The sequence below is a fragment of the Sorangium sp. So ce367 genome (assembly GCF_051520455.1).
Lineage (GTDB): Bacteria > Myxococcota_A > Polyangia > Polyangiales > Polyangiaceae > Sorangium > Sorangium cellulosum_B.
Map to the genome: position 1 here is coordinate 538,552 of NZ_CP150334.1, position 25,610 is coordinate 564,161.

18 protein-coding genes are annotated in these 25,610 nt (G+C 71.3%); 4 read left to right on the plus strand and 14 right to left on the minus strand.

Annotation, left to right across the window (positions count from 1 at the left end; translation table 11 throughout):
• Nucleotides 1-316 precede the first annotated feature (316 nt).
• From sppA to WME97_RS02060, 3 genes are all read left to right on the plus strand, one after another.
• Nucleotides 317-2,125: a signal peptide peptidase SppA gene (sppA, locus tag WME97_RS02050; RefSeq protein ID WP_437549066.1), complete on the plus strand. Its 1,809-nt coding sequence runs from the start codon at nt 317-319 to the stop codon at nt 2,123-2,125.
• Between the two features lie 518 nt (nt 2,126-2,643).
• Entirely contained in the window at nt 2,644-6,054 is a 3,411-nt protein-coding gene (locus WME97_RS02055; RefSeq protein WP_437549068.1) for a vitamin B12-dependent ribonucleotide reductase, read from the plus strand.
• Nucleotides 6,055-6,383: 329 nt separating this feature from the next.
• Complete coding sequence (locus tag WME97_RS02060) at nt 6,384-6,905, plus strand: hypothetical protein (RefSeq protein WP_437549070.1); 522 nt, start codon at nt 6,384-6,386, stop codon at nt 6,903-6,905.
• 22 nt (nt 6,906-6,927) lie between these two features.
• Here the strand turns inward: WME97_RS02060 and thiL are convergent, their stop codons facing one another.
• The 6 genes from thiL to WME97_RS02090 form a co-directional block, all read right to left on the minus strand.
• On the minus strand, nt 6,928-7,917 hold the full coding sequence (thiL, locus tag WME97_RS02065; protein WP_437549072.1) for a thiamine-phosphate kinase: 990 nt from the start codon (nt 7,915-7,917) through the stop codon (nt 6,928-6,930).
• Nucleotides 7,914-9,518 carry a sensor histidine kinase gene (locus WME97_RS02070; protein ID WP_437549074.1) on the minus strand — a complete coding sequence of 535 codons (1,605 nt, stop codon included), beginning with the start codon at nt 9,516-9,518 and terminating at the stop codon, nt 7,914-7,916. The genes thiL and WME97_RS02070 overlap by 4 nt, the downstream gene beginning before the upstream one ends.
• Nucleotides 9,515-10,243, minus strand: a complete 729-nt coding sequence (locus WME97_RS02075) for a GTP-binding protein (RefSeq protein ID WP_012233021.1) — start codon at nt 10,241-10,243, stop codon at nt 9,515-9,517. The genes WME97_RS02070 and WME97_RS02075 overlap by 4 nt, the downstream gene beginning before the upstream one ends.
• 108 nt (nt 10,244-10,351) lie before the next feature.
• The gene (locus WME97_RS02080) at nt 10,352-12,169 is read right to left on the minus strand and encodes a dynamin family protein (RefSeq protein WP_437549076.1); all 1,818 of its coding nucleotides are present in this window, start codon (nt 12,167-12,169) and stop codon (nt 10,352-10,354) included.
• Nucleotides 12,170-12,213: 44 nt separating this feature from the next.
• The gene (locus tag WME97_RS02085) at nt 12,214-13,107 is read right to left on the minus strand and encodes a M48 family metallopeptidase (protein WP_012233023.1); all 894 of its coding nucleotides are present in this window, start codon (nt 13,105-13,107) and stop codon (nt 12,214-12,216) included.
• Nucleotides 13,108-13,306: 199 nt separating this feature from the next.
• On the minus strand, nt 13,307-14,359 hold the full coding sequence (locus tag WME97_RS02090; RefSeq protein WP_437549078.1) for a homoserine kinase: 1,053 nt from the start codon (nt 14,357-14,359) through the stop codon (nt 13,307-13,309).
• Between the two features lie 219 nt (nt 14,360-14,578).
• On the opposite strand from WME97_RS02090, the gene hflX reads away from it, so the two are divergent.
• Entirely contained in the window at nt 14,579-16,447 is a 1,869-nt protein-coding gene (hflX, locus tag WME97_RS02095; protein ID WP_437549080.1) for a GTPase HflX, read from the plus strand.
• Between the two features lie 45 nt (nt 16,448-16,492).
• Here hflX and WME97_RS02100 read toward each other — a convergent pair whose 3' ends face one another.
• The 8 genes from WME97_RS02100 to WME97_RS02135 form a co-directional block, all read right to left on the minus strand.
• Nucleotides 16,493-17,443: a hypothetical protein gene (locus WME97_RS02100; protein WP_437549082.1), complete on the minus strand. Its 951-nt coding sequence runs from the start codon at nt 17,441-17,443 to the stop codon at nt 16,493-16,495.
• A 10-nt stretch (nt 17,444-17,453) separates the two neighbouring features.
• Nucleotides 17,454-18,740, minus strand: coding sequence for a PEGA domain-containing protein (locus WME97_RS02105; protein WP_437549084.1), 1,287 nt, complete (start codon nt 18,738-18,740; stop codon nt 17,454-17,456).
• A gap of 174 nt (nt 18,741-18,914) precedes the next feature.
• Entirely contained in the window at nt 18,915-19,523 is a 609-nt protein-coding gene (locus tag WME97_RS02110) for a precorrin-2 dehydrogenase/sirohydrochlorin ferrochelatase family protein (RefSeq protein ID WP_437549085.1), read from the minus strand.
• A 97-nt stretch (nt 19,524-19,620) separates the two neighbouring features.
• The gene (locus tag WME97_RS02115) at nt 19,621-20,382 is read right to left on the minus strand and encodes a hypothetical protein (RefSeq protein WP_437549086.1); all 762 of its coding nucleotides are present in this window, start codon (nt 20,380-20,382) and stop codon (nt 19,621-19,623) included.
• A 131-nt stretch (nt 20,383-20,513) separates the two neighbouring features.
• Entirely contained in the window at nt 20,514-22,130 is a 1,617-nt protein-coding gene (locus WME97_RS02120; RefSeq protein ID WP_437549088.1) for a BamA/TamA family outer membrane protein, read from the minus strand.
• Between the two features lie 51 nt (nt 22,131-22,181).
• The gene (locus tag WME97_RS02125) at nt 22,182-23,084 is read right to left on the minus strand and encodes a hypothetical protein (RefSeq protein ID WP_437549090.1); all 903 of its coding nucleotides are present in this window, start codon (nt 23,082-23,084) and stop codon (nt 22,182-22,184) included.
• A 256-nt stretch (nt 23,085-23,340) separates the two neighbouring features.
• On the minus strand, nt 23,341-24,030 hold the full coding sequence (gene hisIE, locus WME97_RS02130; RefSeq protein ID WP_437549092.1) for a bifunctional phosphoribosyl-AMP cyclohydrolase/phosphoribosyl-ATP diphosphatase HisIE: 690 nt from the start codon (nt 24,028-24,030) through the stop codon (nt 23,341-23,343).
• Nucleotides 24,031-24,033: 3 nt separating this feature from the next.
• Nucleotides 24,034-25,500 carry a prolipoprotein diacylglyceryl transferase gene (locus WME97_RS02135; protein ID WP_437549094.1) on the minus strand — a complete coding sequence of 489 codons (1,467 nt, stop codon included), beginning with the start codon at nt 25,498-25,500 and terminating at the stop codon, nt 24,034-24,036.
• Between the last annotated feature and the right edge of the window lie 110 nt (nt 25,501-25,610).

The following is a 25,610-nucleotide window of genomic DNA, read 5'->3' on the forward strand; positions in this document are numbered from 1 at the left end:
GGCCCGCGGCTTGCTGAGCTGGTCTGAAAGAGAGAGGACGACTGCTTCAAGACGTAACCCACATCGGCTCGCCGTCCCCTTCGAAACTTGGAGCGACAGTGTAGCCACAGGGTGGCCCCTTGCGTCACGCTCTCTCTTTCCAGTTCCACCGCCGGGGCCAGGCGGCGCCGACCTCACCAGCGGATCTCGTGCCGCGCGGACCGGTTCCTGCACACCCTGTTTCCCCCCACCCCCGTCTCCCCCCACCCCATCGTGACCGCCGGCGGACGCCGAGCCGCCTTTCCGTCGCCCATCCCCTGATTCCGAGGAGCTTCCGGTGATCGCTGCCCTGCTCGTCAATCTCCTCCGCCTGCTGCTGCTCCCCGTCAGCGCGCTCCGCTGGGCGTTTGCTGCACCCCGGGGCGGGTACGTCGTCCTCGAAATCGATGGCCGCGTGGTCGACCTGCAGCCCCCCCGGGTCCGCCTCGCGCTCCCGTGGCGTCGGAGGAAGAGGGCTCCGCTCTCGGTGGAGCGCGTCCGCGAGCTTGGCAAGCACCTGATGAAGGATCCGCGCCCGGCGGGGCTGCTCCTCCGGATGCGGTCGGTGCACGCGGGGCCGGCGGTGGCGGCCTCGCTGCGGGACGCGCTCCTCGAGATCCGGGCCGGGGGCAAGGACATCGTCGCCTACCTGCCGATGGGCGCCGACACCACGATGCTCCTGCTCGCCTCGGCCGCGCGGGCCATCGTCGTCGGGCCCGAGACGATGGTGTCGCCGCTCGGGTTCGCGGTGGAGGGCCGCTACGTGCGCCGCGCGCTCGAGCAGGTCGGCGTCGAGCCCGAGGTGTTCGCGAAGGGGATGTACAAGAACGCCGGCGAGGTGCTCGTGCGGGACACGATGAGCGCCGCGCAGCGCGAGCAGGTGGGCGCCCTGCTCGACGGGCGCCTCGGGGACCTGACCGCGGCGCTCGCCCAGGGGCGCCGCGTCGATCGCGAGACGGCCGCGCTGTGGATCGACGAGGCGCCCTTCGGCGCGGTGCAGGCCGTCGCGCGAGGCATCGTCGACGCGGTCGCGTACGAGGACGAGCTCGAGCACATGCTCGCGGCGGGGTCGCTCCCCTGCGCGACAGCGGCGCCGCGCCGCGCCGAGATCGGCGCGGAGAACGCGGACCGCGCATCGGGTGGAGGAGGCGCAGGAGCTCTTGATGCCGCGCGGCATTCGAAGAAGCGCCTCGTGTCGGCGGGTCGCTACCTGGGCGCGCGGCGCGCCCTCTCGATGACGCCGGTGTGGCCTCGGCCCGTCCTCGGCGTCATCGAGGTGCACGGCGCGATCGTCAGCCGCGCCCGCTTCCGGGGCGCCTCGCTGGCCAGCGAGGAGCGGCTCGTCGCGAGCCTGCGCGCGGCGCGGCAGAACCCGCGCGTCCAGGGGGTCATCCTCCACGTCGACTCGCCGGGCGGCTCCGCGCTCGCTTCCGACAGGATCCACCACGAGGTCACCCGCCTCGCCGAGGTGAAGCCCGTCGTCGCGTGCCTGTCGAACGTGGCGGCGAGCGGCGGCTACTACGTGGCGGCGGCCGCGCACGCGATCGTCGCGCAGCCGCAGACGATCACGGGGAGCATCGGCGTGGTCTCGGCGCGCTTCGCGCTCGGTCCGCTGCTCGAGCGCCTCGGCATCTCGACCGACGTCGTGAAGCGCGGCGCGCGGGCCGATCTGTTCTCGCCGTCGCGCAAGCTCGACGCGGGGGAGCGGGCGGTCGTGGAGCGCGAGCTCGACGCGATCTATGCGGCGTTCCTCCGCGTCGTCGCCCGCGGCCGCCGCCGCCCGGTCGAGGAGATCGAGCCGCTCGCGCAGGGGCGCGTCTACAGCGGCGCCGACGCGCAGGCGCGCGGCCTCGTCGACATGCTCGGCGGGTTCGAGCGGGCGCTCCACGAGCTGCGCCAGATGATCGGGCCCAAGGCGGCCGCCATCGAGCCGGCCATCGTGCGCGCGTCGCGGTACATCCCACCTCCACCGCTGCTGCCGGCGCCGGTGCCCACGCTGCTCGAGCTCGTCGGGCTCCGCGGGATCGCCCAGGAGGTGGCGCTCGCCATCCACTGCGAGGGGGAGCGGGTGCTCGCGTACTGCGCTGAGGCCGACGATCTCGACTAGACGGCGACGGCCGGCGGGGCCCCAGCGCGCCCGGCGCGCGCCCATGCCACGCCTGGCTCGATGGAGGAGCCGGTGGTTGGTTAGGCGCATTCCCGGGAAGAGGCGGATTTTCTCGCGGGAGAAGCTGTGCGTAATCTGTGCGCGCGGTGGGTAGCACCTGTTCAGAACTGATCACGGATCGCTAGGAATCCCGTACCGGACAGAGAGGCCCTATATGTGGGCCCTGTTCGGAGGGAGATCCCAACATGTAGCGGTTCTCCTTGACGCACGGACCGTTCGCGAGTTTGGATAGCAAGCGGTCAGGCGCTCCCGCATGTCGGCGCACGCCTTTCAGGCATGGCACCTGAAACTATGCTCACTGGTCTGAAGACGGAACGTTTGAGCAGGTAGTAGGGGAGAAGCGACGAGACCTGTGGAGATCGAGGCGATGAGGCCTCGTCGTTCTCCAGGGAACTCTTTGTGCTTTCGGTAGGACCCGGGTCACCGCCAGGTGCGGTGGTTCACAGGAGGACTTGGAAATGGCCCAGTCGGCAGTTGTGGGTGACGGCGGTAAGCTCCCCGCCGGGAACGGCAAGATGACGGCACGGACGAAGGAAGAGGGGGGGGCTCGTCCGGTGACCGGGGGGGCCGCCAAGGCGCAGGTCGACGGCGCAGCCTCGAAGAAGGGCGCGAAGAAAGGGGCCTCGCGCCCCCGCGGGCTCGGGTTCGACCGGCGGTTCACGCACCGGGCCGCGGATCCGCTCGACGAGGTCACCTGGGAGCGCCGATCGAGCGTCATCACCAACCCCGACGGCTCGGTCGTCTTCAAGATGGAAGGGGCCGAGATCCCCGCCGGCTGGTCGCAACTAGCGACCGACATCGTCGTCTCCAAGTACTTCCGCAAGGCGGGGATCCACGGCAAGAAGGAGCTAGGCGAGACCAGCGTCCGCCAGGTCGTCCACCGGCTGGCGCGCACCATCCGCGAGGCGGGTGAGCACTTCGGTGGCTACTTCGCGTCGGCGAAGGACGCGGACACCTTCGAGGCGGAGCTCGCCTACCTGCTCGTCCATCAGTACGGCGCGTTCAACTCGCCCGTCTGGTTCAACTGCGGGCTCTATCACCGGTACGGTATCGAGGGGTCGGGCGGCAACTACGCCTGGAACGAGGCCTCGGCCGACGCGGGGAACGGGAGCGCCAACGGGAAGGCGTCGGCGCCTCGAACGAACGGGGCGGGCGCGGTCGACGACATCGTCGAGACCCGGAACGCCTACGAGCGGCCGCAGTGCTCCGCGTGCTTCATCCAGGCGGTCCAGGACGACCTGATGAGCATCTACGACCTCGTGAAGAGCGAGGCCCGGCTGTTCAAGTACGGGTCCGGGACGGGGACGAACTTCAGCGCGATCCGCGGGAAGCAGGAGAAGCTCTCGGGCGGCGGGACGAGCTCGGGGCTCATGAGCTTCCTCGAGGTGTTCGACCGCGCCGCCGGCGCGACCAAGAGCGGCGGCACGACGCGGCGCGCCGCGAAGATGGTCTGCCTCGACATGGACCACCCGGAGATCGTCGACTTCATCCAGTGGAAGGTCCGCGAGGAGAAGAAGGCGATGGCGCTCATCGGCGCGGGGTACCCCTCCGACTTCAACGGCGAGGCGTACCACACGGTGAGCGGGCAGAACTCGAACAACTCCGTGCGCGTGAGCGACGAGTTCATGCGCGCGGCGGCGACGGGCGCGGCGTGGGAGACGCGCTCCCGGACGACCGGCGAGGTCGTCGACACGCTGAGCGCCAAGGATCTCTGGCGCCAGATCGCCGAGGCGGCGTGGGGCTGCGCCGATCCGGGCGTGCAGTACGACACGACCATCAACCGCTGGCACACCTGCCCGAACACGGCGCGCATCAACGCCTCGAACCCGTGCTCGGAGTACATGTTCCTCGACGACTCGGCCTGCAACCTGGCGAGCCTGAACCTCACCAAGTTCCTCCGCCAGGACGGCTCGTTCGACATCGAGGGCTACCGCCACGCGGTCCGGGTGTTCTTCGTCGCGCAGGAGATCCTCGTCGACTTCTCGGCGTACCCGACCCGCGGCATCGCGAAGAACTCGCACGACTACCGCCCGCTCGGGCTCGGTTACGCCAACCTCGGCACCCTGCTCATGCTGCAGGGCATCCCGTACGACTCCGATCAGGGGCGCTCGGTCGCGGGCGCGCTCACCGCGATCCTCTGCGGCCACGCCTACCGGGTCTCGGCGGAGATGGCCGCCGCGAAGGGGCCGTTCGCCGGCTTCGCCAGGAACCGCGAGCCGATGCTCCGGGTGATGGGCATGCACCGGGACGCCGCCTACGCGATCGACCGCGACCGCTGCCCGGAGTCGCTCTGGCGGGCCGCGTGCGCCGACTGGGACGAGGCGGTCCGGATCGGGCAGGAGCACGGCTACCGCAACGCCCAGGCGACGGTGCTCGCCCCGACCGGCACCATCGGCCTCCTGATGGACTGCGACACGACGGGCATCGAGCCCGACTTCTCGCTCGTGAAGTTCAAGAAGCTCGCCGGCGGCGGCTACTTCAAGATCGTGAACCAGTCCGTGCCCGAGGCGCTCCGGCGGCTCGGCTACCCCGAGGCCGAGGTGCAGGAGATCGTCGCCTACGTCTCCGGCACGAACACGCTCCTGGCGGCGCCGCACGTGAACCGGGCGTCGCTCAAGGCGCGGGGGCTCACGAGCGACGACCTCGCGAAGGTCGAGGCCGCGATCCCCGGCGTCTTCGATCTGGATCTCGCCTTCGGCCCCTGGATCCTCGGCGAGGAGGCCTATGACAGGCTCGGCGTCTCCAAGGAGTCGCGGGCGCGCTTCGGCTTCTCGCTGCTCCAGCACCTCGGCTTCTCGGCCGCGGAGATCGAGGAGGCGAACGAGACGATCATCGGCCGCATGACGGTGGAGGGGGCGCCGCACCTGCGCGAGGAGCACTACGCGGTGTTCGACTGCGCCAACCGCTGCGGCAAGAAGGGCCGGCGGTACCTCGCGCCGATGGCGCACGTCCGCATGATGGCGGCGGCGCAGCCGTTCCTGTCGGGCGCCATCTCGAAGACAGTGAACCTGCCGAACGACGCGACGGTCGAGGAGGTGCAGCGGATCTACGAGGAGGGGTGGCGCCTCGGGCTCAAGGCGGTCGCGCTCTACCGCGACGGCTGCAAGGCGTCGCAGCCGCTCTCGTCGACCTCGAGCTCGAGCGACAGCAAGGAGAGCAAGGGCAAGGCCGACAAGGCCGAGGTCCCCGCGCCCATCGTCCAGGCAGCGACCGCGCTGGCGCGCCCGCGCTCGCCCTCGGCGGCGGCGCCCGAGCGGTTCCGCCTGCCCAGGAAGCGCAAGGGCTTCACGCAGGAGGCGCGCGTCGGCGGGCACAAGATCTACGTCCGAACCGGCGAGTACGACGACGGGACGCTCGGCGAGATCTTCATCGACCTCCACAAGGAGGGCGCCGCGTTCCGCTCGATCATGAACTGCTTCGCGATGGCGGTGTCGATCGGGCTCCAGTACGGCGTGCCGCTCGAGACCTTCGTCGAGCAGTACACCTTCACCCGCTTCGAGCCGCAGGGCATCGTCGAGGGGCACGACTACGTGAAGATGTCGACGTCGATCGTGGACTACCTCTTCCGCGTGCTCGGGGTCGAGTACCTGAACCGCTACGATCTCGCCCACGTCCAGCCGGTCAGCTCGGCCATGGAGGACCCTGTCGAATCGCGGGCGCAGGAGAGCGGCGCGGCGTCGTTCTCGCAAACGGCGTCGGCCGCGGCGGCGCTGGTCGAGGGCGGGGGACGGGCGGCGAGCGCGCTCGACGCGCAGCTCGAGGACATGATGGGCGACGCGCCGGTCTGCGACGGCTGCGGGCACATCACGGTGAGGAACGGGGCCTGCTACAAGTGCCTCAACTGCGGCAACAGCATGGGATGCAGCTGAGCTGCGACGGGCGGGGGTGGGGGTGACGAGGGAGGGGCCGGCGGGGGGCCCTCCCACGAACTCGCGCCTTTTCGTGGCTGTTGCCTCGTGAACGGGGGAGACGGGTCTGAGAGGGTTCGCTGCGATGCGGGCCGGCGCTCGGATTCGTGGGGCCCTCCCCCGCCGGCCCCTCCCTCATCACCCCCACCCCCGCCGACTCGGGGGGGAAGGGGGGTGATCGCGGAGCGGTTGGGGGGAGGCGGGCGCGGGAGCGCGGCGGGGGGGACCGTACGGGCTTGTACTCGGGGAGCCGTATGGATGCGCTCGGAGAAGCTCTGTAGAAGACGGGCATGATCCGGTCGCGTTCGTCCATCGCCTTCGCCGTTCTTGTCTGCAGCATCCTGTCGAGCTCCTGCCGGAAAGAAGAAGCAGAGCCGGAGACGATCCCCGCGCCCACGCCGACGGTCGCGCCCGTGGCGGCCGATCCGGTGCCGACGGCGACACCGACGCCCGCTGCGACACCGACGGCGGCGGCGACGCAGGAGCCCGCGGCGGGGCAGGAGCCCGCGGCGGCGGCTTCCGCCGAGCCTGCGGCGACAGCCGATGCAGGGGCGGCGACGGCCGAGGGGGCGACGGGGACGGCGACGTCACGGGGGGGAGGCGCCTCCATCCAGGCGTGCTGCACAGCGCTCCACGCGGTCGCCACCAAGTCGGGCAAGTCGCCGGAAGCCAAGTCGAAGGCGGCGACGGCATCGCACCTCTGCGCCGGGATCGAGAAGCTCGTGAAGAGCGGGAAAACCCCGCGCGCCAAGGCGCTGACCCAGATCCGAGCGAGCCTCGCCGGAACCACACCGCCCGCCGAGTGCAACTGAGCGAGGTCGCCGCGCTGGCCGCTCAGGCGAAGTGGTCGTACCCCCGCGCCATGAGGCTCGTGAGCTGCCCACCCGGGCCGAGCAACGCCACGTCGCTCGCGCCCTCCTCGCGCGGCACGCAACGGCCGATCTCCACGAAACCGGCGAGCTCCCCGACGTCGGGGCCCGCGACCACGACGGCGTAGTCCTCGCCGCCGTAGAGCGCCAGATCCAGCGCGCCTAGGCCGAGCTGCGCGGCGGCGTCGCGGAGGTCGGCGCTCACGAGCGCCGCGGGATCGAGCAGCGCGCGCACGCCGCTCGCGCGCGCGAGGTGCGCCACGTCCGCGACGAGGCCGTCGGAGACGTCGATCGCCGCGCGGGCGCACGCCGCCGCGCGGAGGCCCGCGTCGATGCGCGCCACCGGGCGGCGGAACGCGTGGATCGCCTGCTCGGCGGCGGCGCTGGCCGGCGCGATGCCGCGATCGAGCAGCGCAAAACCGGCCGCGGCGAGGCCGACCGGACCGGTCAGCGCGAGCGCGTCGCCCGGTCGCGCGCCGTCGCGCCGGAGCGGCAGAGCCGCGACGCCGAGCGCCGTCGTGGTGATCGAGATCTCGCCGCCCCGCGAGAGATTCCCGCCGATGACGGCCGTGCCGATCTCGTCGCACGCGGCGCGCTGACCCCTCGCCAGCGCGCCGAGCTCGTCGTCGCTCACGCTCGGAGGAAGCACCAGCGCGGCCAGCAAGCCGACAGGGCGCGCCCCCATCGCCGCGAGATCGCTCGCCGCGGCCATCGTCGCGCGGTAGCCGAGATCCTCGAAGCCCAGCAGATCGCGCCGGAAATGGACGCCCTCGACGGCGCTGTCGACCGTCCAGACGAGCGGCTCCGGGGCGGCCGGGAGGACGCCGCCCCGCGAGGCCACGGGCGCGAGGATGGCGGCGTCGTCGCCGATGCCGCACAGAACGTGATCGCCCGCCGCGGCCCCGAGCACGGCGCGCAGCATGTCGATGCGCTTCCACTCGGAGCGCCCGCTCATTGGAAGATGGGCGGCAGGACGCTGTTCGCCGGCGAGCCGGCAACCGTGGGCAGCTTGACCACGAACACGGTGCCGCGCGGCTCGTTCGGCTCGATGCGCACCGTGCCGCTGTGCGCCTCGACCAGGCGCTTGACGATCGAGAGACCAAGCCCCGTGCCGCCGTGCTCCCGCGTCGAGCTCTGATCGATCTGGTAGAACGGGTCGAATACCTTCAGCCGCTCGGCCGCAGGGATGCCGATGCCCGTGTCCACGACGCGGATCTCGACCGCCTGCTGGAGAGGCGCGACGAGCACCAGCCCGGGGAGGTCGTCCATGTCCTCGCTCACGGCGCGCGCGACGAGCTGCACCTCGCCCCCCGCCTCGGTGAACTTCACCGCGTTCTCGACGAGGTTGATGAACACCTGGCGCAGCCGGTCGCCGTCCCCCAGCACCGGCGGGAGATCGTCCTCGGCATGGATCCGGAGCTCGACGCCCTTCTTCGAGGCAGCTGGCGCGATGGTCGACGCCGCCTCGACGAGCACCGGGCCGACGGCCACCTCGGTGCGATGCACGATCAACGTGCCGCTCTCCAGCTTCGAGAGATCCAGGAGGCTCATGATGAGCCCGAGCAGCTGCTCGCTCTTCGACCGGATCGTATCGATGAACTCGCGCTGCTCATCGGTCAGAGGCCCGCCGATGCCCTCGGCGAGCATCTCGCTGTACCCCATGATCGACGTGAGCGGGGTCCGGAGCTCGTGCGACACCGTGGCCAGGAAGTTCGACTTGAGCCGGTCGAGCTCCTTCAGCCGCTCGTACGCCTGCTCCAGCTCCGCGTTCTTCTGCGACAGCTCACGGAAGCTCTCGCGGATCGACGCGACGTGCATCGTCGAGGTGAGGAGCGATTTGTGCCCGCTGAACAGGATCAGATCGAGGACCGAGCGGAGGTGATCCGCGATCGCGCCGAGCCGCTCCGGCCGGAGCCGGGGCATCCGCAGCCGCTCCTCCGCCGCAGGCGCGAGCTCGAGCTGGGACGCCGCCTCGATCTGCGCGGCAGAGGGCTGGTCGAGGCCGTCGGGGAGGTAGGGGCCCAGGATCGACCGGCCGATCGCACGCCCGTCGTACTCGATCGGGAACACCTGGTAGAGCGCGCCCTCGAAGCAGGGATCCGCGACCTCGCTGCCGGCCGACGCGCCTTGTCTTGCCGTCCAATCCGACGGCGCCACGCTCGCCCGCCGGCCTTCCTGCTCGCCGGTCAGGCCGCCGAGCGGCGGGAGCGGCGCGAGCGCGCCCGACTCCGCGAGCGTCGCGCCGTTGATCGATTGGATCCGGATCGGCAGGCCGAACAGCTTGTGAAAGGACGCCGCCATCTCCCCGAGGGCCTGGCGATCCACGAGATCCTCGAGCGAGAGGGGGCCGATGCCGACCAGGTCGACCACCGGCGCCGCCGCGGGGGGAGGCAGCGTCGAGGGCTCAGGCGCGCTGGACGCGCCGTCGCGCTTCGAGGAGCTGGGCCCGTCCGCGACGCGCGCCGACGGTATCGGCGCGGAGCCCGGCATGCTGAGGAGATCCTCGTCGTCGAGGCCGAAGTCCGCCGGCGTCCCCTTGTGGGCGTCGGGCCTCATGGAACGATCCGGGAGCTCTTCTCGAGGCTGCCGCCCATTCGTCTCGCCAGGAGGTCGTTCACCGAGCTCGTCACCCCGAGCTGGCGCGCCGCGCTGTTCAGGAGCTCCTCGCCGCTGATCGACAGCCGCTTCGAGAGCTGATGCGTCTGATCGAGCGTCTCCCACGTGAGGTGGAGCAGGCCCATGAGCGTCTCCACCGTGCCCACGCCGCGGGTCGCGACGGCCTTGTACACCGGCTCCTTGCCCCGCGCGGCGAGCCGCGCCAGCTCCTCGTCGCTCCGGATGTCGGGCAGGTCGCGCTTGTTGAACTGGATGACGAGCGGCATCCTCGCGAGATCGAGGCCGTTCTCTCGCAGGTTCTGGCGGAGGTCGAAGAACGCCTCGGCGTTGCGCTGCGTCTCGGAGATCTGCGAGTCGGCGATCAGCGCGACCCCGTCCGCGCCCTGGAGCACGAGCCTCCGCGTGGCGGCGTGCATCGGCTGGCCGGGCACGGTGAACAGCTTGATGCGGAGCGAGACGTCGCCGTCCTTCGCGCGGAAGGTGAGCGGCAGGAGATCGAAGAACAGCGTGCGATCGTCCTGCGTCTCGAGCGTCATCAGCCGTCCGCGAGCGTCTGACCCGGCGAGGCCGTGCAGCGAGACGAGGTTCGTCGTCTTGCCGCTGAGCGCCGGGCCGTAATAGACGAGCTTGATCGTCACTTCACGGGCTGCGAAGTCGAGCTGCACGGCCGCATTCTCGCATGAGCGCCCGACGATTGGATATGGCCACGGCGCAGGGCGGAGGAGGCCGGGCTGAGCCGGACCTCCTCCCTTGTCAGGAGGCGTGCGCCCCGCTCAGGCCGAGCCGCCCGGCGCGTTGGGCACGCTGGACACGGGCGGAGGGATCGGCCTGCTCTCGCCGTTTTCGACGGTCCAGAGCGCGCTCCGCAGCCCCTCCAGGCGCGACGTCAGCGTCTGGAGCGCCTCGGCCTGGGCGTCGCACGCCTTGAGCTGGCTCTCGCTGCTCGGCTCGGCCTGGACCCGCTCCTCGCGCGCCGCCTTGAGGACCTCGATGACCTCCCGGTGCAGCTCCTGGCCGGCCGTGACCACCCACGCGTCGAGCCGGCTCGCGAACTCCTGGATCATCTCGTCGAGCTTCGGCCCGATCCGGGTGGCGGCCTCGCGCAGCGCGATCGGCGCCATCTCCTTCGCCTTCTTGCGGGTCTCGGCCTCGACCTTGTCCTTCACGTACACGGCCAGGACAGGCGCCGCGAGCGCCAGGATCCCGCCGAGCAGGGCGTTCGTGAACATCACGCCGAGGCCGATGGTGAAGAGCGCGAAGACGCCGACATCGTAGCCGAACGTGTCGACCTCGACGTTCGGCGGCTTCACGTCGCCGCCGAGCGCCTCGCTGACCCGCTTCGCCACGTCGTGCGCGTCCTCGCGCACGAGCGCGATCGTCTTCTCGGCGAGCGCCTCGAGCGCCGTGGCGATCTCCTTCGTCTCGGCCTGCGCCCACTCGGCGAACGTGCGCTCCAGGAACGCCCCGAGGTAGACCTTGATCTCGTCCGTGTGGGCCTCGTCGATGATCGCCGGGAGCTGCCGGAGCACGTCGTCGACGAAGCGATCGAGGTCACGGTGCACCCAGGCCCGGATGGCGCTCACCTCCTCGCGGATGCCGGCGCGCCGCTCCTCGATGGTGCGCGACTGGCCGGCCAGATCCTTCTCGATCATCTCGATGCGGCGGCTGAGCTCGTCGCGCGACATCGCGGTCGCCCGCCGCCGCGCGTCCACGCCCTTGCCGAGCAGGCGCGCGGACTCGAGGCCCTCGCCGAGCGCGTTGTCGAGCAGGATGCGCCCGCGCTCCTCGGCGAGGAACCGGGTCAGGTGATCGAGCAGCTCCGGCATCCCGCTGCCGGGCCGATCACCCTCCAGCGCCCTCTCGCTCGAGATCGGGAAGACCACGGGCGATTTAACGAGCTTCCCGAGCTCGCTCCGGATGTAGGCGAGCGCTTCGACCTCCTCGTCCTGGCTCCAGATGTCGCGCTTCGTCACGACGAACAGGATCTTGTCGCGCGACTGCCCGAGCAGCTTCTCCTGGAGGAAGACCCGCTCGCTCTCCTTGAGCGGCTGGCCTGCGTCGATGAGGAACAGCACGGCGTCCGACCGCGGGATGTAGCTGTAGGTGATGTCCGCCCGCTGGAGCGAGAGGTCGTTCACCCCGGGGGTGTCGACGAGGACCACACGCTCGCGCAGGAGCTCGGCCGGGTACCCCACCTCGAGGAACTTCACCTCGCCGGCGCTTGACGAGCGCTCTCCGCCGACGGTGAAGGCCCGCACGTCCTCGAACGGCAGGCCGGTGCGCTCGCCCGACGCGTAGACCACCTCGGCGCGCGGATCGGCCGCGTACTCGAGGTGGTGGATCACCGCCGTCGTGGGCGTCACGCCGACGGGGAGGATCGAGGCGCCGAGCAGCGCGTTCACGAACGTCGTCTTGCCGTGGTTGAACTCGCCGACCACGACGAGGTGGAAGCGATCGGCGTCGAGCTTCTTCACGAGATCGTTCGTGATGCGCGTCGCGACGCTCTTGGCGCCGAGGGCCTCGGCGAACGTCACGAGATCCCTGAGCGCCCCGGTCACGTCGTCTTTGCGGCTGTGGAAGGATTCGAGCATGTGCGTCTACCTCGGCCTTGCGCCTTTCCAGGAGCGGGAGCCCCTCAGCCCCAGATCTTGATGACTTCGTGCACCTTCTCGTCGACCTCCTCCATCGAGAGGCCGCCGGCGCCGAGCCCGGCGTGGCGCTTGTAGAGCTCGCTCTCGGCGAAGGCCCGGAGCGCGAGGACGCGCTTCGGCAGCCACGGGTGGCTGGCCGTGAACTCGGCGAACCTGCCGACGCCGCCCTTGCCCTCCTCGTGCTGGGCGATGAACGCCTCGAGGTTGAGCTCCTCGTACAGCTTGGTCGAGCCGAGCGCGAGCTTGGTGAGCGCGCGCGTCGAGACGTCGAGGCTCTTCGCGCAGAGCAGGCCGGCGCGGTCGCAGGTGACCTCGGCCCGGCGCGACCAGCCGGAGAGCGCGAGCATCGCCGGGCCGACGATCCACTTCACGAAGACCGACGCCATCCGCGTCAGGTAGTGCATGGCGGTCAGGTAGACCACGTGGCTGTTGTGGATGTGGCCGCACTCATGGCCGATGACGCTGAGCAGCTCGTCGTCGGTGAAATGATCGACCAGCGCCGAGTGCACCATGATGAACGAGTCGTCGTTCGTCCCGTAGGTGGCCGCGTTGAGGGTGGGGCTGTTGACGATGTAGATCGTCGGGGTCGCGATCCCGAGCGTCTCGGCGCAGTGGACCGCGAGGTTGTGGACGCGCGGGAACTGCGCGGGGCCGACCTTGACGGCGTGGCCGAGCAGCTCGTTCTTGCCGACCGTCTTGAACAGCCTGACCGCGGCGGTCACGGCGAGCTCGACCGGACGCATCTTCTCGAAGGCGAGCCGCGTGTTCTTGTCGGACACGTAGGCATACGCGTTGCCCGCGCCGTCCCCGCCGCCCGCGCGCTGGCCCTTCCGTCTCTCGATGAAGCCCTTGAAATCGAGGGTTCCGACCTGTGCCATTCGGCGAAGGTAACGGCCTAGCCGGGACCGCGCAACGCCGCCATCGCCAGGCGCAGCGAAGTTAACGCAAAATCACAGACGACCTCCGCTCACATCTGAATCGGACCTGAATCAGACGGTGAAGACGGCGAAGGCGCCAAGCAGACGGTAAGCAGACGGTGATCGGACAGCGGAAGACGTCGGCGCGAGTCGACGCGGATCAGACGCCGAGCAGCGCGAGGAGCCCCTCCGGGCCGAGGCGCTCGAGCGTCCGCTGCCGCGCAAGGAAGCGCCGGAAGTCCTTGTAGACACCGCTGCCCTTCGGGCGGAGCTCGAAATCGGTGATGCGCGTGATGGAGAACCTCAGCGCCGCGATCACGCTCTCGTGGAACAAACGGTCGCGCTCCTCGGTTGAGAGCGGCCGCACCGCCGTGTAGCCGGCGGCGAGCGCGGACACGAGATCCGGGTCGAGATCGTCGCCGAAGCACCACGCGAGCATCGTGACGGCGAGGTCGAACGCGGCGCTCCCGCGCGAGGCGCTCTCGAAATCGAGCAGCGCCGAGATCTCGCCGGCCTCCCAGAGCACGTTGTCGCGGAAGAGGTCGCCATGGATCAGCGTCTGGGGGCCGGGGGTTCGCGGCGCCGCGGCGCGGATCCGTTCGAGCCGGCCGGTGAGCTCGTCGACGGCGGCGGCCACGTCGGGCGGGAGGGCCGGGGCGGGAGCGGGGGCCGTCGACGTCGTGCCGGCGGCGGGCGCAGGGGAACGGAGCCCCCGGAGCCGCTGGTCGAGGCCGTCGAGGTCGAACCGGCTGGCGTTCGCCCCCTCGAACGAGGCGCCGACGAGGTGCACCCGCGCCAGGGCCGCGCCGACGCGGCGGGTCGCGTCCGGCGTGACGCGCGCCTGGCAGAGCGACGCTCCCCCGACCCACGGGAACAGCGCGACCGGCTTTCCAGCGTGCTCTGCCACGAACGCGGCGCCCTCCGACACGGACGCCGCGTCAGAGGGCGCCGCGTCGCGGCGCCGGAGCGGCTGCGGGGTGGCGACGCCCCCCGCCGCGAGGTGCTCGAGCATGCGCGCTTCGCGTGACGCCGCGCCGAGCTGCTGCTCCTCGTAGACCCGCAGGAACACCTGTCCGCGGCCGTCGGCGAGCGTCAACGCGAAGTTGGAGTTGACGCTCCCGGCGAGGAGGCCGCGCACGTCGGCGATCTCCAGGCCGTAGAGCGCGCCGATGCGGCGGGCATCCGCGAGCGAGAGGGGGGTCAGGATGGCCATCGCGGCGCAGGGTAGCCTCGTCTCGCGCGCGGTCTCCACAGGAACCTGGAGGAGCGCGTCGAGCGGGAGGCGAGGAGGGACGGGGAGCAACGGAAGGGGGACGAGCGACGAGAAAATGCGCGCTCCGCACGAAGATCCGCGGTGCCCCTGGTCGCGGACCGGCCCCGCGTGCGTTATGAAATCGAGTGAGCGGGATCGACATCCCCCTTCGATTATCGAATGCCCACCCTCTACGGAAACACCACCGGACTCAGCCCCCAGGCCACCAAGACCCTCGAGCGCATCTACCGCCGCAAGGTCCCGCTCGCCAGCATCGCCACGCCCGAGCTCATCAAGGCGCTCGCCGAGGCATCGCATGAGACGGGGCGCCAGGTCGGCGCGCTGGTCCACCGCTCGGGCGAGATCGACTACGTCATCGTCGGCGACGCGACCCGGCTGATGCTGCCGGACATCGGGCGCCTCCGCGCCGCGCAGGGCCGCTTCAGGGCGCTCCGGCTCGTCCACACGCACCTCTTCAACGAGCCGCTCACCCGGGACGATCTCGTGGATCTCGTCCGTCTCCGGCTCGACCTGGTCGCGGCCGTGCAGCTCACCCCTCAGGGCGAGCCGCGGACCCTCCAGTACGCGTACAACGTCCCGGTCCACGGGAAGGAAGCGGTCACGGTGACCGTGGACGAGGCGGAGGGGCGCGGCGACGGCCGCGGGGCGGCGGCGCTGCCGTATCGGACCGTGGGCCCCGTCGCGATCGGCCGCGCCGACGTCGATTTCGGCGCGCTCATCCAGGCGCTCGAGGACGAGTTCACGAAGCGGTCGCGCACGCGGTCGGTCGCGGCGAAGGACGGCCGCGCGATCCTCGTCCACGTCGCCGAGAAATCCAAGGTGGGCGCGCTCGCCCGGGCCGAGGAGAGCCTGCGCGAGCTGACCGAGCTCGCTGGCACCGCGGGCGTCGACGTCGCGGACACGGTCCTCCAGCTGCGCGATCGGCTCGACCCGCGGCTCGTGCTCGGCAAGGGCAAGCTGGACGAGGTCGTGCTGCGCGCCTCGGAGCTCGACGCGGAGACGCTGGTCTTCGACCGGGATCTGACCCCCTCCCAGGCCTCGGCGATCGCGAAGCACACGGATCTCAAGGTGCTCGACCGGACGCAGCTCATCCTCGACATCTTCGCCCAGCGGGCCGAGTCGTCGGACGGCAAGCTCCAGGTCGAGCTGGCCCAGCTGAAGTACACGCTCCCTCGCCTCGGGCAGAAGGACGACTCCCTGTCTCGCCTGACGGGCGGCATCGGCGGGCGCGGTCCGGGCGAGACGAAGCTCGAGATCGGGCGCCGCCGCGCGAAGGAGCGCGTCAGCTTCCTGGAGGCGCAGCTGAAGCGGCTCTCCCGCCAGCGCGAGCAGCGCCGCCGCCGCCGCGCCCGGCTCGGCGTGCCGGTGGTCTCGATCGTCGGCTACACGAACGCCGGCAAGAGCACGCTGCTGAACACGCTGACCGGCGCCGACGTGCTCGCCGAGAACAAGCTGTTCGCGACCCTCGACACCCGCTCGAGGCGGCTCCGCTTCCCCGAGGAGCGCGAGGTGGTGATCACCGACACCGTCGGCTTCATCCGGGAGCTGCCGAAGGACCTGTTCGCCGCCTTCCGGGCGACGTTCGAGGAGGCCGCCGACGCCGACCTCCTGCTCCACGTCGTGGACGCGAGCGATCCCGCGCGCGACCAGCACATCGAGACGACCGAGGCGCTGCTGACCGAGCTCGATCTCATCGGCATCCCCCGCATCGTGGTGTTCAACAAGGCGGACCTGATCGCCCCGGCGGAGGGGCGGCGGCTGCTCCTCGGGCACCCGGATGCGGTGGTCCTGTCCGCCACGGACCGGGAGACGACGCGGGAGCTGCTCGCGAAGCTCGCGGAGCGGCTCAAGAGCCGCTGGGAGGAGGCCGCGATGGTGCCTGCCTACGAGGCGGAAGCCGCGGAGGACGAGCTCGGGGACGGCGGGCTGTTCGAGGGAGAAGCCGAGTCGATGACGGTGCTGGGCCCGCCTTCGAGCTCCGGGGCGGGAGAGCTCAGCGCGCGCGTGAGAGGGACGTTCGAGGCGTGAGCTCCGCCGGGCTCCCTGGGGAGCCCGGCGGGAGCCGGAGAGAGCTCAGGGCGTCTCCGGGATCTCGTCACACCTGAAGAGGGGGCTGGGGAGGCACTTGCCGCTCGCGCACTGCTCGTTGGTGGTGCACTCCTCGCCACCCACCAGCTTGCAAGCGCCCTTGCCATCGCACGTGTTGATGCCGCTGCAGTCCGCCTCGTCCTCGGTGCCGAGCGGGATGTTCGAGCACGTGCCTTCCAGATCCTTCACATTGCAGGCCATGCACGCCGTGTCGCAGGCGGTGTCGCAGCAGACGCCGTCGACGCAGAGCCCAGTGGCGCACGCGCTCGCTTCCGTGCACTCCACGCCGTTCGCGGGCTTGCACTCGCCGGCGGCGTCGCACGCCTGGCCCTCGTCGCAGCCCAGGCCCTCCGCGCCGGCCGCGGCCAGCACGCAGGCGCCGTCCGCGCACTCGTGGCACTTCGCGCAATGCGCGTCCTCCATGCACTCGGTGAAGCAGGCGTTGGCCGCCTCATTGCAGGCGAACTCCTCGCACTCTTTCTCCTCGCCGGGCCCGCACTCCACGTTCTCCCCGTCGCAGGTGCCGCGGCTCGTCTCGACGCCCTCGGAGCACGTCGCCTCACCGCACTCGGTCTCGGCCTTCGAGGGGCCGCACTCGCCGTCGTCGCCCGACGCCTTGAGCGCGGCCGTGCAGGAGTCGCACTCCGCGTCGCAGGCCTTGTCGCAGCAGACGTCGTCGGCGCAGAAGCCGCTCGTGCAGTCGGTGGCTGCGGTGCACGCCTTGGCGGCGTCGCACTTCGGACAGATGGAACCGCCGCAGTCGACGTCGGTCTCTTCGTTGTTCTTCGTGCCGTCAGAACATCCGTCGTCGAGGACGTCCTCGTCCCCCGGGATGCGCGAGCGATCGACCGAGGCGATGAGCTCGCAGCCCATCCCGAGAGTCGAGAGCGCGCCAGCGCAGAGCGCCATCGCGAGAAGATGCTGTTTCTTCCACATAGTAGTCCCCTTAGAAGGTAAACCGCGCGGCGGCGCCGCCGCCTGTCGGGCTGACGAACGGAGTGACGAACGCCTTCTTCGTCGCGCTCGACGCTGCGGCCTTCGCCTGGGCCGGGTCGTCGCTGAGGAGCAGGACCGCGCCGGTGACGCCGAACGTGAGCGCCACCGCGAAGGACATGTCCGCGATGAGCGCGAAGCGATCGACCTTGTCCGCGGTCTTGGTCGTCGGGGCGTCATCGAAGTCGCTCTTCGCGCCGAGCGCCTGGATGCCGAAGATCGTCCCGACCACCACACCGGCGCCGGCGAGCCCGAGGGTGACGTAGGCCGGCACCGGAGAGCGCGGCTCGATCGGCGCTGCGGGCGGCGGCGGCTGCGCGGGCGGCACGTCGGCGGGCGGCGGCGGGGTGGGGGGCTGGGCCGGCGTCGCAGCGACAGGCGCCGGCGCCTGCGGCGTCAGCGTGACGTTGACCTCGCGCGCCTCGGCGAAGCTGACCTCGAGCTCCTGGCTCGCGTCGGCGAACCCCTCGGCGGAGACGGTGAGGGTGTGCTTGCCGGGGGGGACCGAGAGCTCCTTGCCGGTCTGGGCCACGCCGTCGACCGCGACCTTGAGGCCAGGCGGCGCCTCCGGGACGGTCGCGACCTTCACCTTCGCCGGCGTCTTCTTCAGGGCCTCGACGCGCGTCTGCCCCTCGGCGATCTTCTCCTTGAACTTCTCGGCGTCCGGCTTCGAATCGAGGAACGCCTGCCAGGCCGCGACGGCCTCGGTGACGAGGCCCTGCTTGTCGAGCGAGAGGGCGAGCTTGTACTTCGGTGCGGCGCCGGGCACGTACTCGTCCGCCTGGCGGTACAGGTCGGCCGCGACGGCGTACTCGCCCTTGTCGAACCTGGCCTCGGCCTCCTTGTAGAGCTTCTTCGCCTCGTCCTTCTTCTGCTTCTCGGTCAGCGCCTTCTTCGGCTTGGTGGTGGTGACCTTCGTCGCGGGCTCACCGGCCTTCGCGGGAGCCGCCGTCGCGGGCGTACCCGCCTTCGCGGGAGCCGCGGCGGGCGTCCCGGCCGCGGGCGGTGTCGCGCCGGCCGCGGGCGGCGTCGCAGCGGGGGTGGGCGCCTGCGCCGCGGATGTGGCTGGCTTCGCAGGAGCCGCCGCGGGGGCGGCCGGGGCGGCCGGCTTAGCTGCCGGGGGCGCTGCCGGCTTGGCATCCGTCTGCGCGGATGCCGGACTGACGTTCGTCAGCGTCAGGAGCCCAGAGACCATCGCCGCCGAGGTCAACATCGTCAGCCGGCCCGATCGTGAACGCATACCGTAAGCCCTCCTCCGCGGATAGTGTCGCGTGGGCGCCCACTTAAGCCTTGAAGGCCGCTCTACACAAGGGGTTTCGCGTTCATCCGGGGGCGCGCGCGCCTTGGCCGAGATCCGCGCCGAGGCCCGCGCCCCCGCGGCGCCCCCGCCGCTCCGGCGCGGCCTCTTCGGACATCAAGGCTCGTCGCCTCGCTCCAGCCATGCAGGGAACCGAAGCCTCGCCTCCAGCCCGAAGCCCAGGGTCGCCCGGCGCATGCGCGCGGCCCGCTCGGGGCCCCGAGGGAGGCTCTCGCGGAGCCTGCGCAGCGCGTCGATGTAGCGGGCGAACCGAGGATCCGAGAAGAGGGCGCCGAGGTCCTCCCGGATGCGCCGTATCGTTCCAGGGCTGACGCCATGGCTGCTGAAGCTCATCGTCAGTCCGGAGGCAGAGACCACCGAAGGATTGACGAAGTTCGACACCTCCGGGCGATCCAGCGTGCAGACGAGGCGCCCGGCGCCCGCGAGCTCTCGGTGGAGGCGCCGCGAGAGCGCCTCGTCACCCGGCACGAGGAACACGATCGCCGCCCCGGCGAGGTCGCCCTCCACGAATGCTCGCCGGTGCAGATCGAGCCGCCCCTCCCGGCTGGCTTGCTCGATGGACCCGTCGACCTGCCGTGGAGCGACGACGGAGACGCGAGCGCCCGCCGAGAGGAGGCGCTCCACGGTGTACGGGGCGTCGCCGTCCGCGCCGATGACGAGCGCCCGCTGGCCGTTGAGATCGAGCGCGATGGGAAAGAGGCGCATGGGGGTGGATCCGACACCAACAGAGCGTCCGCGCGACGAGTGTAGACCGACGCGCCGCCCGGCGGGCGAGGGGCGTGACGTCGAGCGAGGCCGCCGCTCAGCGGCCGGGAGACCTCTGGGGAGGAGGAGGCGGGCTGGGCGGTGGCACCGGCGGTAAAAAGGGCTGCGTGCGGAAGGCGAGCATCCGGTCGGCGTTGCCGATGCGCGTCACGAACAGGCCGACGAAGGAGCCGAACAGCGAGTCGCCCGGCCCGATCGCCGTCGAGCCGGGCGGTCGGGTCACCCACCGCTTGATGCGATCGAGCATCTCGGCGCTCATGGGGTTCACCTCGACCAGCACGGCGACGAAATAGCGGCTGCCGTCGCGGACGAGCGATCGCTCCGCGAGCGGCAGCCGCCGGGCCTCGGCGCAGTTGCGGAGCACGCCCTCGACGTTGATCGCGACCGTGCTCGACTGACCTCCGGCCTGGATCAGCTGGATCCGGAACACCTCATCCCAGAGGTCGTAGACGATCCGGCAGCTCTTGGCGGCGAGCGCGACAGGGTTGCCTCCGCTCTCGTGGAAGAGGTAGCCGCGCATTGTGATGACGGTGGGGAGCCCGCTGAGCAGCTTCTTCGAGATCTCGCCGTCGACGACGTCGCGGAAGCCCACGGTCAGCTGCACGATCGTCTTGTCGAGCGTCAAGCTCGCCACCCGGGTGGGCAGCGCGGCAGGCGCGCCGAGCGCCTGCTGCGCGTCCGCGTCAGCGATCTCCTTGGGCCCCGGCCCCTCCTGGGCCATCGACCAGCTCGCTCGGAGGGCGAGCGTCGCGAGCAGCGCGATCCCGAGCCAGCGCGCCGCTCCGTGGCCGAGCGCCACGAGCGCTCGCCGCGCCTCTCGGAGGTGCCAGGCGCGGCGGCCACCGCCCGCGCGCCGCGCACCGCGCACCGCGCGCTTCGGTCCGCGATGTGCATTGGAGCAGAATGAGCAGAGCGAGCAGAACGAGCAGATCATTTCCGCTCACCGCGTCGCGCCGGGATCAACCCGAGGAGGTTCGAGAACGCGAGCGTCACCCCGCCGACCGCGGTGTCGACCCGCAGACCGAGGTTGTAGGTGAGGTCCACGGGCACGCGGGCGAAGCCCTCGTATCCGGTCGGCGCATCGGTGAACTCGCGGCGCGTCGCGAGGCCGTACAGGCCCGCGGCGCCGAAGAGATCGACGCCGTAGATGGAGCCGCGGCCGGCGTAGACCGGGATCCGGTACTCCGCCTCCAGCTTGGCGGCGAAGTCCCCGTACCGGACCTCGATGATGTCCGTGCTGAGGAAGTTTGGCGGTTGCCTCCGATCGGGCGCCAGATCGAGCAGCCGATCCGGCAGGAGGTCGGTGAGATCGCCGACGTAAAATTTCTCGAAGAAAGGCGCATCCCCGGCTATCGCGCCGGCGAACGCCTCGACGCGGAGCACGTGCCGCAGCGGCAGGCGGAACCAGCGCTGCGCGCCGAACTCGAACTTCTGGTAGCCGTAGTCGCTGCCGAACGGCGGTACGCCCACCGTGACCGAGACCGACGCGAGCGTGCCCTGCGTCGCAAGGAAGGGCGCGTCGCGCGTGTCGTGATCGATCGCGGCGTGCAGCGACGAGAGCACCGTCTTGCCGCCCAGGATGTCGAATTCGATGGGCTCGCGGCTGTTGCCGCGCATGTGCGAGGCGACCGTGGGCACGGTCGCGTCGATCTGCTCCAGGTGGTAGTCGAGCGACAGCCGCGAGGAGGAGGAGACGTCGTGACCTGTGCCGAGCGTCGCGCCGAACCGCTTGTAGGCGACGACGGCGTAGCCCGTGACCTCGCGCTGCTCGAGCAACGGGGACTCGAAGACGACGTCCCGGTTGCCGAAGAAGTCACGGGCGTCGTTGTAGAGCACCGTCACCGTGGCCGACCAGCGGGTCCCCACGAACGCGGGGTCGACGAAGCGGGTCCTCAGCGCGAGCTGGTCGGCCGCGAGCCCGACGCCGGCGCCGAGCGTGATCCCTGTCCCGGCGAGGTTGGTCTCGGCGACCTGCACGCCGGTGAACGCGGAGAGCGGCTTCGCGTTGCCCGCGGTGTCCTCGTCGGCCGCGATGCCGAGCCAGAGGTCCTGCACGACGAACGTGTTGCGCTCGACGACGTCGATCACGAGCGTCGCGCTCCCGCGCTCGACCCCCTTGCGGAGCGAGAACCCGACCGAGGCGAAGAACCCGGTCCCGAGGAGGCGGTAGCGCGTGAGCTCGATCTCCGGATCCTCGACGTCGAGCAGGTCCCCCGCGCGGAACCTGACGTAGCGGAGGATCACGCGCGCGGCGGTCCGCACGTTGCCTCGGATCTCGATGCCGTCGAGGGTGTACCGGACGCGATGCCTCTCCTCTGGCGCCGCGCCGGGCGACAGCGCTGCCGCGTGGGGGGGCGCGGAAGCGTGCGGCGCTCGCTCCTGCGTCGTGGCTTCTGCGCCGGCGGCCACCGCGCCTTGCCCGAGCGCGCGCCTCGGGCACGTCCCCAGGAGCAACGCGCACCCGATCGCGAGGTGGGCGCGGCCGAGCGCAGGGGGCAGGGGGATGGCCCGGGAGCGTGAAGAGCTCCGGAATCGAGGTGGATTCACGGGATTCCTGCAACGCCGCCGAGGCCTCCCGAGGCGTCGGCGGCGCGCCCTTCAGCAGCGCACCCTAGCACGATCGATCGCCTCACCGGAGGAATCGGTCGCGTCGAGATCGACCCCCGCCGCGGTGTCCTCGGCGACGGCGTCGGAGGGGACAGGGGGCGACGGCGCCATGCAGCGGATCTGCGCCGCAGCGGTCACGCGCTGTGGCCAGCGTGCATCCCGCGGCGCCGGGGCGGGCTCGGTGTGCTCTGCCAGCACGAGAAGGTCCAGCCGGGCCGGCGTCGGCTCGATCAGGTGATCGGCCGCGGCGAGCAGAAGCGCCCGGACCTCGGTCCGGACGCTGGCCTCGCGCGCCCATCGCGCGCCGACGCTCGCGGCGATGGCGCGGGCGAGGAGGAGCTCCGCGCGGCCGCGCACGTCCGCGGGGATCCAGTCCGCGATGAGCGGATCAGCGAGCATGGATAACGTCTTGCGCAGCGCGGTGACGCGGCGAGGGCCGAACCTATCCGGCGCGCGCTCCGCGTGGCGCGCGAGGCGCCCTGCCCTGCGGAGCGCGCGCCTCGCCGCCCTGCCGACCACGGCCCCGTGCACGGTGAGCCGTTCGCGCGGCGCATCGATGGCGCGCAGCACCGCGGCCAGCGAGACCCCGCCCGCGATCACGAGCGCGACCGTCACCGCCGTGGCCTCGAGGCCGTGCAGCTGAAAGCCGCCGGTCGCCGCGACGAAGGCGCAGGCCGACGCGAGCAAGAGCCCCAGGGAGCCCAGCGCGCCTGCGGTGTGCGAGCGGCCGCGCCAGGAGCCGCCTTCGCCGTGGAGGGTCCGCGCGTAGCCGTCCGGCGCGATGAGCCGTCCCCCGCTCGGGATGAGGCCCACCATGGCTCGCCGCGCCGCGCGCCCGAGGCCGACCTCCAGCGGGCCGAGCTCGATGCCGGGCGGCTCACGGAACGGGCTCACCCATCCAGAATAGCCCATCCGCCGCCCTCACGGAGGGCGGGGGCCGGCGCGCAGCTGCGGTGGCGAAGCCTCGCCGTCTGCCACCTCGCTCTCGCGGGCGCCGCCGCCATCGGGGTGATCCCGATCGGCAGCCCCGGTCGCGGTGACAGGGCTTCGTCCGTCTACAACGGGCTCTGTGGTTGCTGACAGCGCAGCGCCGCGCGGCGGATCACGAAGAGCGAGCCGCCGCCACATCGAGGCAGCGGCGCCCGGCGCATCACGGCTTGCCCGGGCCGTCCTTCTGTGCCCGCGATGCCTTCTCGACGAGGCCGCTCGTGCCCATGCGTGACGCGAGCGCCGAGAGCACCGCGCGCAGCGGGACGCCGCGCGACGCGACGCCGACCAGCAGGTGGTAGATGACGTCCGCCGCCTCGGACGCGACGCGCTCGTCGCTCTCCCCGGCGATCGCCTGGGCCAGCTCGCCGGCCTCCTCGCGGAGCTTCGCCCCGATGAGCGGCGCGCCTCCGTCGAGCAGCTTCCGGGTGTAGCTCTTCGTCGCCGACGACGCCTTGCGCGCCTCGATCTCGCGCTCGAGGGCCTCGAGCAGCGCGGACGCGTCCTGCCCCTCGTCGGCGGCCTCGGGCTCCCCGTCGCCGCGGGCATCGACCTGCCGGAAGAAGCAGCTCGCGCTCCCCGTGTGGCACGTCGGACCGCGGGGCTCCGCGAGGATCAGGAGCGCGTCCCCGTCGCAGTCGGCGTGGACGCTCGTCACCGCCAGCGTGTTGCCGCTCGTCGCCCCCTTTTCCCAGAGCTCGCCGCGCGAGCGGCTGAAGAAGGTGGCGCGCCCCGTCTCGAGCGTCCTGGCGAGCGACTCCCGCGTCATGTACGCGAGCATCCGGACCTGCCCGGTCAGCCGATCCTGCACGACGGCCGGTACGAGCATGCCCTCTCCGAATGCGATCTTCACGTTCTATGCCTCTCCGGTGGTGTCGGGCGCCTCGGCGGCGCCGGTTTCGCGGGCCGTCGCCCGGCCTTCGTCCTTTGCGCTGCCGCGCCTGGCCCGCGACGGCGCGTCGCCGGCCTTCGCCGGCGCGCTCCGCTTCTTTCTCGGCGTGTCGTCCTCGTCCTCGTCGTTCTGGTCCTCGTCGTCGTCGCCATCTGCTTGCTTGTCGGCGGCCGCGGCGGGGCTCTCCGGGAGGCTGAGCGCCATCGCCTGCTCCGGGTGGTCCAGGGCGGCCTTGTGATAGACCGCGAACGCGATCGACGCGGCGAGCCCGGTCGCCAGCGCGACGGCCTGGGAGGTCGAGTACTGGAGGGTCGCGGAGGCGGCGAACGTCTCGGGCCTGAGGGCCAGGTACAGGGCGACCGCGGGGACGAAGGAGAGCACCTGCGTCACCTTGCGCACCACGTTGTCGCGCAGGAGGTGGGAGAACCCGATCGTGTACCCCACGGCGAAGATCACGAGGCCGGCCGGGAGCAACACGTGCTCCGGGAGCGACGGCGGGATCGAGCCCCGCTCGGCGTCGTCGCGGAGGAGCTCGAGCAGGTAGCGGCAGACGCCGTAGGAGAACGTGAAGATGAGGAAGATCTCGCCACGGAACTTCTGCCGGCGGCGCGCGAGGAGGAGGAGCGCGAGCAGCCCTGCGCCGACGAGCGCCTCGTAGATCTGCGTCGGGTGCACGGCGAGCGACGCCTCGGAGCTCGGATCCAGCCCGCGCTCCTTGACGTGCTGCACCCACGCCGGGGACCCGCTGCCGTGGTCCAGCGTGCCCTCGGCCCAGCGCGGGAACGTGCCGAGCTTCTTCAGCCAGGCGGGCGCCGTCTCGCCGAGCGGCCGGCCGAAGTCGCAGCCGAAGAGGTAACACCCGATGCGCGTGATCATCAGGCCCGAGGCGAGGCTCGGGACGGCGACGTCGGCCCAGGGGAGCAGCGGGATTCGATGGGAGCGCAGGAACAGGTACGAGCCCAGGAAGCCGCCCAGGAAGCCGCCGTACGCCACCAGTCCGCCGCGGCGGATGTCGAACATCGCGCCGAACGAGTCGAACTCGTCGAGGTTCGTGAGGATGTAGAGCACGCGCGACCCGACGACCGCGGCGAGAGCGGTGACGACGTAGCAGTTGGCCATCGTCTCCTTCGGCAGGCCGTCGCGCTCCGCGAGCCCGAGCGTCAGGTACCAGCCGACGACGAGCGAGAGCCCGAGCATGACACCGTAGCTGTAGATGGGCAGCGGACCCAGGGTGTAGGTCTGCTCCTTGACCTGAGAGGCGATCGCGGCGAGCGCGACGCCTGCGATGCCCGCGGCCGTCGCGCCTGGCTTGTTCTTCGCGATGAGCAGCCCGATCGCGCCCGCGAAAGCGACGCCCGCAGCGATCAGGAAGACCCAGAGCAGGGGCACGGTCCAGGCGGGCAGCGGGACGCGGAACAGGATGGGATGCATGGCGCCTCTCCTTACGCCTGGGCTTGGGGACCATCAAGCATCGTCTCTCGCGCATGACGCAGCGAGCCAAAGCGTTCGCTGACGCTGGTCCAACCGCGCCGGGCGATCTC